Raw genomic sequence first — 12,210 nt, 5'->3', positions numbered from 1 at the left:
TTTGTGCCTGCGCAGTTCTATATATAATTAAGGTATAGAACCGGAGTGGAGCGTAAAGGTTTGCGTGAAGTTTTTCGCTGTTTTTGGAACAATCAAACGAAATATTTACTACCTTTGCACTCAGAAAAAAACAATCTGATGAATAGATTGGAATTTAAAACGGAAAGTAAAAATAATAAAAACAAAATAAACAAATCATGAAAGAGCTAAAAGCATTAAACAAGCGCACTGCTCCTAAGAGCGTCGCTCCAGAGAAAATCATTCAGTTTGGTGAAGGTAACTTCCTCCGTGCATTCGTAGATTGGATTGTATGGAATATGAACAAGAAGACCGACTTCAACGGTTCTGTCGTTGTAGTTCAGCCATTGGCTGGTGGTATGGTTGACTGGCTGAACGGTCAGGACTGCCTCTATCACGTAAACCTTCAGGGTAAGGAGAACGGCCTGGCTATCAACACATTGGAGCGTATCGACGTTATCAGCCGTGCACTGAATCCATATTCTCAGAACCAGGCTTTCATGGCTTTGGCTGAGCAGCCAGAGATGCGTTTCATCATCTCTAACACTACAGAGGCTGGTATCGCATTCGATGACTCTTGCAAGTTTACAGATGCTCCTGCAGCTTCTTATCCAGGCAAGTTGGTTCAGCTCTTGTTCCACCGCTACAAGTTCTTCGAGGGCGACCCAACCAAGGGTATGATCCTGATGCCATGTGAGCTGATCTTCCTCAATGGTCACCACCTCAAGGAGTGTATCTATCAGTATATCGAGCTCTGGAAGGGCGATATGGGTGCTGATTACGAGGGCTTCAAGGAGTGGTTCACCAACCACTGCTACGTTTGCGCTACATTGGTAGACCGCATCGTTCCTGGTTTCCCACGCGATACCATCAAGGAGATTCAGCAGAAGGTTTGCTACAAGGACAACCTCGTAGTTAAGGCAGAAAGCTTCCACCTCTGGGTTATCGAGAAGGCAGAAAATATGACAGTAGAGCAGATGCAGGAGGAGTTCCCAGCTCATAAGGCAGGTCTCCACGTGCTTATCACAGATAATGAGAAGCCATACCACGAGCGTAAGGTTACCCTGCTGAATGGTCCTCACACCGTATTGAGCCCTGTTACATACCTCAGCGGTGTAAACATTGTTCGCGATGCCTGCGAGCACCCGGTATTGGGCAAGTACATCCACAAGGTACAGTTCGAGGAGTTGATGCAGACGCTGAACCTCCCAATGGATGAGCTGCAGAAGTTTGCTTCTGACGTATTGGAGCGTTTCGAGAATCCATTCGTAGATCATCAGGTAACCAGCATCATGCTCAACTCATTCCCTAAGTTTGAGACTCGCGACCTGCCTGGTGTCAAGATTTATCTTGAGCGTAAGGGCGAGTTGCCACAGGGTTTGGTATTCGGTCTCGCTGCTATCATCACTTACTATAAGGGTGGTGTTCGCGAGGATGGTGCTCCTATCCAGCCAAACGATGACCAGAAGATTATGGACAAGCTCACCGAGCTTTGGGCTACCGGCGATACCCAGAAGGTAGCTGAGGGCGTATTGGGCTTCGACTATATCTGGCACGAGGATTTGAACAAGACAGTTCCTGGTCTTACCGAGTTGGTTAAGAAAGATCTTGACCTTATTCAGGAGAAGGGCATGCTGGAGGCTGTTAAGACTATCCTCTAATTAAAAAAAATGTTCGTTCATAGGTTCAAATAACGATTAAGATTTGAAAAATAGTTATAAGGTTTTGTGTTAGCTATAATCTTCTAGCTAATAGGTTAAAGGCGGGGAGCTTGTGAAAGCTCCTCGCCTTTTTTGCTTATTGTCAGCTTTGTGATGTTTCTGAATCCTTAATGACCTTAATGACCTTGTCCTTAATGACAGGATGGTTGATGATGAGCGGCACTCTTTCTACCACTACCATGGAAGTGTCGAGGCCCAATGCCTTAGGCTCGTCAATACCTATCTTGCTGATAAGAGCGTAGATACTCATCAGCAGGTTCTGTTGGCGATTATCTGAACTCTCCGGGTAATATACGCGGTGAATGATGATGAATCGGAAATCGCCCGGAATTCCGTATTTGCGCAGCGAAGGATAGGTGCTTTGCAAATCTACCTTTCCGTCTGCTACCAGATCTTCCACTACTTGTCGCAGATAGAGACTCACCCTAGGCTCTATGCGGAAACCAATGTGCATGGTTACGCTGTAGAGGGTATCGGGAATCAGGGTCTCGCAGTTGTACTCCAGCGTATCAGGAGTGTCAACAAACTCCATGTTGATAAGCCAGTAATGGTCAGCACGTTTCGGCTGCTTGTTGATGATGGAGTAGAGCAACTTGTCATCTACGGCACCTTCCTTGTTGGCGTGGTTCACATAAACCAGATTGGAAGCGTACTTAGGGATGCTCTCGTCGGCCTTGATGTCGGAGATAATCTGATAATAATCATCCAGCGGTTTGGTGCTGATATAATGGCGGCGTATCTTCATGGCTTTCACCCACACGAACATCATCAGGAACAGGATTCCGCCAATGAGCATCGTACACCATCCACCTGCAAGAAACTTTGACAGATTGGCAGTCAGGAAGATGGCTTCGATGATGCAGTATGCGCCCATAAACAGCATCGTGAAAATCCGTGCCACTCCCTTGCTGTGCAGGTAGAAACCGAGCAGCAGGGTAGTCATCAGCATGGTGATGGTGATGGCGAGTCCGTAGGCTGCCTCCATGTGCGAGGAGTCGCGGAAGAGGAGGATGATGAGAACCACGCCGATGTACATGGCGAGGTTGATCATCGGGATATAGAGCTGCCCCTTAACATGAGTAGGATGCTTGATTCGCATGCGCGGCCAGAAGTGCAGGTTCATGGCTTCGCTCAATATGGAGAAGGTTCCGCTGATGAGTGCCTGGCTCGCAACGATTGCCGCACCCGTGGCCATGATGATGGCGAAGAACAGCATGCTCTGCGGCATGATGGCAAAGAACGGATTCACTGCCAGTGCCGTATCAGCATGATTCAGCACCCATGCTCCCTGTCCCAGATAGTTGAGAATGAGCATGGTCTTTACGAAGCCCCAGCTGATGGCGATGTTCTTTCTGCCGCAATGTCCCAGGTCGGAATAGAGAGCCTCTGCACCGGTAGTACAGAGAAATACGGCACCCAGAATCAGAAACCATTCTGGAGATTTTGCCAGCAGCATGGCAGCATAATAGGGGTTGAAAGCCTTCAGTATCAATGGGTAAGATGTGATGCTGAAAGCTCCCACCACGCCCAGCAGCAGGAACCATAGCAGCATAAATACGCCAAACGATTTGCCAATACTCTCTGTGCCAAACCGCTGCACGAAGAAGATGATGGTGATGATGGCAAGGGTGATGGGGATAACTGGTAGGTTGGGACTGATGCTTTCGAGCCCTTCGATGGCTGTTGTCACGGTGATGGCAGGGGTGATGATTCCGTCTGCCAGCAGGGTGCTTGCGCCAATGATGGCCAGTAGGTAAATCCACTTGTACTTGAGTCGGCGCAGCAAGGCATAGAGGGCGAGGATGCCTCCCTCGCCATTGTTGTCGGCACGCAGCGCCACGCATACATATTTGATGGTGGTCTGGAGGGTGAGTGTCCAGATGATGCATGACAGTGCGCCCAGAATGGTGCTCTCGCTGATGCTTTCGCCTGTATGCAGGATAGCCTTCATCACATAGAGAGGTGATGTTCCGATGTCTCCGAATACAATGCCTAATGTAACGAGCAATCCCAGAAAGCCTACTCTGTGATGATTGCAGGCTGCTGAACTTTCTGCTTTTTCTTTCATTTTTCTTCTCTTATTTAAATTAAATATTATCCTTTTTGGGACATGAAAATGTCCTTTGTGATTATAAATTTGCGTGCAAAGGTATAAACATAAGAGGTAAGATAGAATTTGTTTAACAAGATTTATCGGATTTAACCTTTATTCTTTGGAGATATGAAGAGACGAATAGAGGCGAATGCCGATAAGACTACTCGCGAGAAACTTCTGAACCTAGCGAACTTTCGCAAGCTCAGGAGTTAAAGGAGTTAAAGGAGTTATCGCTCCCTACGGTCGCTGAGGAGTTAAGACAACAGTTTTTTGGCGTAGTTTTTTAAGCAGCAAGACATACGTCTTAACTCCTTAACTCCTTTAACTTCCTGATATGCGAAAGTTTTGTAAGTTTCTTTTCAAGTGACTGTTGTAAAGAAAAAAACAGTTATTCAATGATGTGGTTGATGACCATTCCTGCGATAGCCATTCCGAAGGTTGCGGTGATGTGGCAGAGCGAACCGTTGATCTGTGCCTTAGTAGAGCACCATTCGTGTTCTACCAGTTGCTGGTCGCCCGGAGCATCATATACGGCAGTATCGGTACCCCTCTCTCCGCTAATGAGTTTGGCTTTCGGGCATAGGCATCCGCCCGTGCCGCAGGCTTTGTTCACCCCTTGGTTCTGCATCGGTTTTTCTTCACTGTATACGCACTGGAATTTTCGTCGTGGGAAGGTTTTGTTCTTCTTGAATTTCTTTCGCAGTGCTCTTGCCAGCGGGTCTCCATCCACCTTCCAGAATTCAGATTTTCTTACCATGAATGGGTCGGTGCGCAGGGCAGCTCCCATAGAAGATATAAAGGTGATTTCCTTAGGCAGGGCAGTGGCACGCAGAATGAGGTCAGCCTTATCCTTGAGCGAGTCGATGGCATCGATGATGAAGTCGTATTGCTCCATGTGGAATTCATCGGCAGTTTCTGCCTGATATATTTTCTGATAGGCTGTGATGTTGGCATCGGGGTTGATTTCGAGCAGTCGGTTGCGCAGTGCCTCTACCTTCACTTCGCCTATGGTTCGGCTTGTAGCCATCAGCTGGCGGTTGCAGTTGGTTACGCATACCCTGTCGCTGTCTACGATTGTGATGTTTCTCACGCCGCTTCTCAGGAGTCCTTCAGCGCACCATGATCCTACTCCTCCGATACCGAAGATGAGCACTCTTGCCTTCTGAATTTTCTCAAGATTATCCTTTCCCAGGAGCAGTTCGGTGCGTCGCTGCATTCCCTGCTCCATTGTCGTTATTTTATTCTCCATTTTATTGTTTGTAAAGAATTCTAATGTATATATCTGATGCAAAGTTAGTGAATAAGATCCGATGTCGGCTGATATGAATAAATGTTTATAATTCTTTAACTCATTTTTTTTATCCTATGCAGCTCGTTACTCCGAGCGTAGTGCCGAGCGCCGTCAAGATTGTGAGTACAATCTGAAAAATCTGTTTCCAAGTTTCTTTCTTCATAATTTTCTAGTTTTTTTAGTGATTAATAATGTTTTTGATTACAGGTGCAAAGGTACTACATTTTTCCTACACCACCAAAAATCACCTTGCAGAGTTATGTGAAATTCCATTAACATTTCTGCCATATTGTGTTAAAGAAAACAACTCATCGTTTTGCGGGTCATAACTCATAGCTTTGTGATGAGATAGTCATAGTTTTAGGGGCAATGAATGTATGCATCTCGATACCGCTAAAAAATCGATTACAAATTACAATTTCAGTTATTACAGTTTTATTTTGACCCAATGTCACGCTTTTAAAATGTAAGTATAGAAAAGTATATATAAATATATATAATTATATATATTTATATATAAATATTTGTAGTAACAGATTGTTACTACCTTCAAACCCTTATACCCCCTCAGGAAAAAACTGTAATAACTGAAATTGTAATTACCGTAATACAAATAATCTTCAAAAATCCTTGGTTGTTTCAAAAACATTTCGTACCTTTGAGGGCAGCATTGCTAAAGCATCCTGATGAAGCTTTGATGGATGACATCGGGGAAATGTGGTCGTTAGAGTGCTCACCTAAGTATTATGTTGATTGTTGGATGAATATGATGCAAAAATTTTATCTGAAATTCTGCCCAAATATTCAGAATAGCTTAAAATGAGCGATTTATGAGTGTTTTACCTCAATAGAGGTAATAATTTAGCAACGGTTCTAATTTCTGCAATGTGCATATGTTTGCTTGTCAAACAACTCTTGTCGTTTGCAAAAATATAACAATTTATTGGATACACAATAAAATGTATGTTTTTTAACGATTGATATTGATAAGTGAAAATTCTGTGGATGAACATCTCGGTTAATAAATCCTGAGATATTCATCACACAGAATTTGGGTATTGCATTTTAGAGGTTGATTTGAAAACCAATACTTTTCTAAAAACGATTAATCGCATCCTCAGCAGAACCGCTTCCGTTGTATTTATCTTTGAAACTATTGAAGTTGTAACTAATGGAAGCTATGATGCAGCGATTGAAGTTATTCACCTTTCTGTTCTGCACCACAAAATTAACCCTCTTTACATCGTTCAACTTCGAGCTATCAAACAAGTCCTCTGCTTTCAATGTTATCGTCAATTTCTTTTTAAGTAACTGTTTCTGTACCATCATATTGAATGACGAATAACCGTTTTGCTCGTAGATGCCATGATGTCCCTTAATGTTCCAAAAGAAATCACATCGAAAAAGCCAATCGTTCCTTAGTGCCACTACATTTTGGAAAGCGAAGAGACCGTATGGATGATTGTAGTCTAATTGCTCTCCATTATATGATAGCGTGAAATAAGGTTTATAGACACCCACCGTCAAAGTCGGTCGCCAACAACCCAAAAAAGGTGAAACAACACATTGCGCTCCTAGTTGCTGGAATTCCTTGGCATTGGTTGACATCCAAGTTACCGTTCCAGGTTTGCCGGATACAGCAACGACAGTCGGATGGATGTAATCCTTGATATACTGATAATCCAACTTGAAGTCGAATATGCTATAATTCACACTAAGTTCTGTATCATACACGTATTGCGGTTTCAGATAAATGTTGCCTTGCTCATAATGGTATTGATTGTTGTAGCTCACACTGTTGTTCAACTGACGAAACGAAGGACGGCTGACCCTGCTACTGAAATCAAGATTCATCCCCACTCTCCCAAACATAGTGGAAAGAGAAAGGGATGGAAGTAAGTCCGAATAATTAGTCTTGTTCTTTACTTCTCCTTGGTCTGTGTTGATGGCATGAATGTACTCATAGCGAAGCCCGATGCTTCCTTTCCATTTGGAGGCAGACAAACGAAAAGTGGCAAATCCAGCATACTTGGTTTCCTTATTCTTGAATTGGTCATCGGCTATCTTCCCTTCTTCGTTTACAGACATACCCCATGAACTGATTTTACTGAAATCCGTTCCGAAATCAAGCCTATTATTCTTATTCATGTTCCAAGCAAACACCCCTTTGAGTGCAGTCGCACGATTTCGCTGGTCGTTTTGCATATGCGTGATTTCTGAGACAGCATCTATTCTACTTGTCTCGCTCACTTGTTGCTTATGTTTCAGTTGAGCATAAACATAGTCGGCATCCAAGTTGAGCTGTAGGTTGTCTGTTAGTTTGCCGATATAATACAGATTGACATTGTGAAACCTTTCCTTTTCAGATTCTTCAGTCTTGTTGTCTGTAGATGTCAGCAGTTCATCATTCTTGTACGTCTGCATATAGTCGAAAGGAGAGTCGAGCATCTTGTAGTTGGAGATGCTTCCCAAATATCTTCCGCCGATAGTGTGATTCTTGTTTATGGCATAATTCATACCAACATTATAGTCATGAGAGTGAGAGCGGTCGGAATATTCAGAAGCAGAAATCTCATGAAATGTATCTTGCCCGTAATTGAACTGGTTAACATCATATCTGATGTCACTTCTCGTATTGTCATATTGATATGCGAGGAATATATCCAAAGCTCCCTTGTGGATGTTGAGGTTGACCTCCTCGTTGTTAGACAAATTCTTATGTTTGGAGATTTCCGCACCCACAATACCAGAAAGTCCATCCAAGGAATGGTGTACGGTAGTGATGTTTATGACACTCCTTGTTTCTGCATCGTATTCTGCCCCAGGGTTTGTTATGAGCTGTACAGACTTCACGTTGGTAGAAGAAAGGAGTGACAACCCTGAAGTATTAGTCTGCTTTCTTCCATCTATATAGATGACAGGCTCACCCTTACCAAACACCTCATACTTTCCATTTGTATAGAGCATCCCAGGAATATATTTGATTACATCTGTTGCCTTGCCAATATTTTTCAAATTGGAATTTTGAACGTCAAGCGTAAGTTTACCGTTTTCTCTTGATATGTATTTGCGATGCCCTTTAATCACAATTTTTTGCAGATTAATTGTAGCATCCTCCAAGGTTATGGCACCAACCTCACCGGTACGATATGCATTACAATAAGTTTTGTAGCCCACACAACTTACTTTCACAATCGCCTTTTTCACCTCGCAAGGAATTACGAACTGACCATCCTCATTTGTAACACCACCCGTGATAAAACTGGAATCACTAACATTGAGCAAAGCGACATTGGCGAAATCGACTGGTTGATGGTGAGTGTCTACAATGCGTCCCATCATTCTGTTAGAAGTCTTTTGAATACATTCTACAATGATAATATTATCCACTTGTTTCATCTTGATAGGGTAAAAACCTATCAAGTTCATGATGGCATCTGGAACACTTTCATTTTTGATGTTCTTTGTCACCTTGAAATCCTCCAACTCGTCATACACAAAGTTGATGACATACTTATCCTGTCGAGCATTCAAATCCTTCAATGCCGCAGAAAATGACACATTATTATATTGTCGAGTGATACGTTGGGCAGAAACGCCCATACTTATCACCGAAAGCAAAATCAAACTTTTCAGATATTTACTCATAGCCTATTCCCTGTTTTATAGTCCATATACTGTATATACAGTTGAGCCAAGCAAAAAACTAAGCAAAACAATAACTTTTTTCAAAATTTACAGAAAAAACATTCAACGACTCCTTGTCTTCCACAAAGCCATAGGATGAAATTTGATTCTATTGACCATCTCTTTATCCTCGAACAGCAGATTTAGACAGCAAAGGCCTGTCATGGAAATAGTTGAGATCTCCACCAATCGCATCACCTTTTCGAGGTTGTCGCGAATAAAGCTTTGCTCCTTGGCGATGATGTCAAGAGCTTGTTTGTTATATGAGTTCATATTCTTCCTTCGATGTTAGTTCTTGCGGCACATACATGCGCCATTTATTTACAAATGTATCCGACTCTTCGTTGTTGGTCAACCACTTGACGCTTTTGGTTCCCTTGGCTCGGCACAGCTCCAAGAGAGATTCTGAGATTTTGGCTTGTTCCTTGATTCGCTCCAACAGATAGCCAGTCTTCTGGTACAGAAAAGCCTTGTTGTATTTTGCGAGATAATCGATGAGCCTTTCCTCATTGAGCAAGACGATACCCTCCATACAATGCAGCAATTCCTCGATACCACCAGCTCGGTCGATGCGGTCAAAACAATCCAACAACGTCCCCTCCACATCCGTTACTCGCACGTATGGATTTCCCTTGGGAGTCATCATACCAACGATTTCCTTTGTTTGTCTGCAATAGGTGTAATCCACATCATCGAAAGAAAAGGGATTGAAGCGAGTCATGCTTTTCACAAAAACCTCATTGAAGGGTTGATGAGCCAATCCATGAAATTCCAATGCTGTGTGATAACTGATGCAAGCTGTAGGTGACAAGTGGCTTCCTATCTCATACTTGTCGCAAACAGGTAAACCAGATGCAATATCCTTCATGCAATAGGTATTGCGCCGTATAGCCACAATCCACCCTTGTTGCTTGTACCTAGCAAGCAACGCCTCCACCGCCTTCACCTTGTCTTTCAGAGCCTCAGAAAGTTCATCCAAAGTGAATATCCGCAGCTTGTATAATATACTTAATAGTTCTGTCATTGTTTCTAATTTTGCGCAAATATATGAAATCTAATTTATTTATGAGAAAAATCAGAAACTTTTTATGCTTTTTTATATGTTCTTTCCTTCTTAATTGCCCGACTGCGGAGGTTCGCCCAGTGGCTGGAGGCGCAAGATTTGTATATCTCAACTATCTGCATAGGATTATCCAACAGCCAAAGATGAATAAGTCTCTCGCAAATGCGAAAAAGCCTTTCCTTGATGGCTACCAGAACGCTTCTGAAATTACGTCACGACGTATCTTTTACTACGTCCGGACGTAACTTTTGCTGCGTCGGGACGTAGCAAATGCTACATCGGGACGCATTTTTTACTGCATCTGGATGTATCTTTTACTGCATCAGAACGTAATTTTCCTCCCTTTTTCGCCAGTAAAATTCCCCAAAAACGATAGAAAAAGCCTCGTATTAAACCGAAAAAACAACTTTTTGCTCAATATCTTCTTGGTTTTTGCCCAAAAATCCCTCAAAAACACCATTATTTTGCTGATTTTATGCCAAAAGTGGTAATAGGTGGCAATAAGGTGACAATAAAAACACCCATTATTGTCACCCGTTATCCTCTAATAATCAAAGAGTTAAGTATAAGTGTGACAAATGTGACATTAAATTAGAAAAATATACACATGTAATACTACAGAATACTGATATAGCTCAGTCAGCTAACTCAAGTAGTTCAATCAGCTAACCCAACTAGTTCAGTAAGCTAACTCAAGTGACTCAATCAGCTGACGCAGATATCTCGACAAGCCGAGGGATACGTCTCCGTTAGCCTACGGAGTCGTATCCGTAACCCAATGCAGTCATATTCTTAACCCAATGCAGTCATATTCTTAACCCCACGCAGCCATGTCTGTAGGCAAACGGAAGCACATCATGGCAAACTATCAGACATAATAAATCCCAGAACTGCTTGGAAGAGCAATTCTGGGATTTATTATACCATTTGTTTATTATTTATATTATATAGATTAATTTGTTACTGAAGTTTCGCATGTTTTACCCTACACGCCCTTTCAGGGCGTGCTGCTTCTGGAGCTTTTGGGCTTTACCTTTCCCTTCGGCCGGTGACCGTTGGTTCAGGGCGTATTGGGTAATTTCAACCGTACAGGTCGAAAAGTTTTAGAAAAAGTTATCAGATAGTATTGGGGATAGCAAAATCTTTACTTTTTTACCTTTTTACTTTTTATACCTTTAAAAATCCCAGAAATCTCTTGCAGATATGAAAATAAAACCGTAACTTTGCGGCATGGATTTTTAAAACAGAAGATTATGAAACAGGTAGAAGAAAGATACATCAGCTTGCTGACCGACTTCGGTTTCAAGCGAATTTTTGGAACAGCAATGAACAAGGATTTGCTCATTTGCTTCCTCAACAGCTTGTTTAACGGCCAACAGGTTGTGAAGGACGTGTCGTATCTGAACCCGGAGCACGTAGGAGATGTATATACCGACCGCAGAGCCATCTTTGATGTATATTGCGAGGGCGAAAACGGCGAGAAGTTCATCGTTGAAATGCAGAATGCCTACCAGACGTATTTCAAGGATCGCGCCCTTTTCTACTCAACCTTTCCTATCCGTGAACAGGCACCAAAGGGGAGTGAATGGGATTTCAGACTCAATCATGTCTATACCGTTGCCCTGCTCAACTTCAGCATGAACGAGGACGCATTCGACAAGGAGAAAATCCGCCATCATGTGCAGTTGTGCGACACTGCTACCCACAAAGTATTTTACGACAAACTCGAATATATTTATGTAGAGATTTCCAAGTTCAACAAACCCCTGGAAGAACTGGATACGCTCTACGAGAAGTGGCTCTATGCACTGAAGAATCTCTATAAACTTACCCAGCGCCCGAAGGAGCTGTGCGACAAGGTCTTCGACCGTCTCTTCGAGGAAGCCGAGATAGCCAAGTTTACTCCGCAGGAGATGAGGGAGTACGAGACCAGCAAGATGGCATATCGCGACATCAAGAATTCCGTAGACACTGCCAAGCGTGAAGGTATAGCTGAGGGTATGGAAAAGGGAATGAAGGAAGGTATGGAATTAGGTATTGCGAAAGGTAAGCAAGAAGGTCTTGCGGAAGGTATGGAAAAAGGTATGAACCAGAAAGCCCTGGAAATAGCTAAGAATATGCTGGCAATGGGACTTTCAGCCGAACAGGTTGCCAAGGCTACCCAGCTGCCTTTAGATATCATCAAGAATCAGAACAACTCATAAAAAACAGAAAGCGGAGATGTAGATTACAAATATCACCATATAATCAAGGGTCTATACGCCACCTTTTCATCGTGGCATATAGACCACTCAACATTTAACAATCTCTAACATTATCGGAATTTCTATATTCT

At 42.9% G+C, this 12,210-nt stretch carries 7 protein-coding genes; 2 read left to right on the top strand and 5 right to left on the bottom strand.

The annotated features are described in order from the left end of the window. Positions 1–197 precede the first annotated feature (197 nt). Positions 198–1,679: a tagaturonate reductase gene (locus tag NQ544_RS05365; RefSeq protein ID WP_006846439.1), complete on the top strand. Its 1,482-nt coding sequence runs from the start codon at positions 198–200 to the stop codon at positions 1,677–1,679. Positions 1,680–1,821: 142 nt separating this feature from the next. On the opposite strand, the gene NQ544_RS05360 is transcribed toward NQ544_RS05365, so the two are convergent. The 5 genes from NQ544_RS05360 to NQ544_RS05340 form a co-directional block, all read right to left on the bottom strand. Continuing rightward, on the bottom strand, positions 1,822–3,807 hold the full coding sequence (locus NQ544_RS05360) for a KUP/HAK/KT family potassium transporter (protein WP_006846440.1): 1,986 nt from the start codon (positions 3,805–3,807) through the stop codon (positions 1,822–1,824). A gap of 415 nt (positions 3,808–4,222) precedes the next feature. Then, positions 4,223–5,083, bottom strand: coding sequence for a tRNA threonylcarbamoyladenosine dehydratase (locus NQ544_RS05355; protein ID WP_006846441.1), 861 nt, complete (start codon positions 5,081–5,083; stop codon positions 4,223–4,225). A gap of 109 nt (positions 5,084–5,192) precedes the next feature. Next, positions 5,193–5,288 carry a smalltalk protein gene (locus NQ544_RS05350; RefSeq protein WP_153114302.1) on the bottom strand — a complete coding sequence of 32 codons (96 nt, stop codon included), beginning with the start codon at positions 5,286–5,288 and terminating at the stop codon, positions 5,193–5,195. A 932-nt stretch (positions 5,289–6,220) separates the two neighbouring features. After that, positions 6,221–8,773: an outer membrane beta-barrel protein gene (locus NQ544_RS05345; protein WP_006849526.1), complete on the bottom strand. Its 2,553-nt coding sequence runs from the start codon at positions 8,771–8,773 to the stop codon at positions 6,221–6,223. A 298-nt stretch (positions 8,774–9,071) separates the two neighbouring features. Next, entirely contained in the window at positions 9,072–9,836 is a 765-nt protein-coding gene (locus NQ544_RS05340) for a type IV toxin-antitoxin system AbiEi family antitoxin domain-containing protein (protein WP_006849524.1), read from the bottom strand. A gap of 1,292 nt (positions 9,837–11,128) precedes the next feature. Between NQ544_RS05340 and NQ544_RS05335 the strand changes: the two genes are divergently transcribed. Further along, positions 11,129–12,079 (top strand): Rpn family recombination-promoting nuclease/putative transposase, encoded by a 951-nt coding sequence (locus NQ544_RS05335; RefSeq protein WP_006849120.1) that lies wholly within the window; start codon positions 11,129–11,131, stop codon positions 12,077–12,079. Positions 12,080–12,210: the final 131 nt, after the last annotated feature.

Source organism: Segatella copri DSM 18205 (assembly GCF_025151535.1).
Taxonomy (GTDB): domain Bacteria; phylum Bacteroidota; class Bacteroidia; order Bacteroidales; family Bacteroidaceae; genus Prevotella; species Prevotella copri.
The sequence above is the reverse complement of the archived record's forward strand: the minus strand, read 5'-3'. Positions and strand labels throughout refer to the sequence as shown.

What these genes read in the sequence shown, in the direction of transcription:
- NQ544_RS05365 (WP_006846439.1), top strand. Translation starts at nt 198, where the DNA reads ATGAAAGAGCTAAAAGCATTAAACAAGCGCACTGCTCCTAAGAGCGTC.
- NQ544_RS05360 (WP_006846440.1), bottom strand. Translation starts at nt 3,807, where the DNA reads ATGAAAGAAAAAGCAGAAAGTTCAGCAGCCTGCAATCATCACAGAGTA.
- NQ544_RS05355 (WP_006846441.1), bottom strand. Translation starts at nt 5,083, where the DNA reads ATGGAGAATAAAATAACGACAATGGAGCAGGGAATGCAGCGACGCACC.
- NQ544_RS05350 (WP_153114302.1), bottom strand. Translation starts at nt 5,288, where the DNA reads ATGAAGAAAGAAACTTGGAAACAGATTTTTCAGATTGTACTCACAATC.
- NQ544_RS05345 (WP_006849526.1), bottom strand. Translation starts at nt 8,773, where the DNA reads ATGAGTAAATATCTGAAAAGTTTGATTTTGCTTTCGGTGATAAGTATG.
- NQ544_RS05340 (WP_006849524.1), bottom strand. Translation starts at nt 9,836, where the DNA reads ATGACAGAACTATTAAGTATATTATACAAGCTGCGGATATTCACTTTG.
- NQ544_RS05335 (WP_006849120.1), top strand. Translation starts at nt 11,129, where the DNA reads ATGAAACAGGTAGAAGAAAGATACATCAGCTTGCTGACCGACTTCGGT.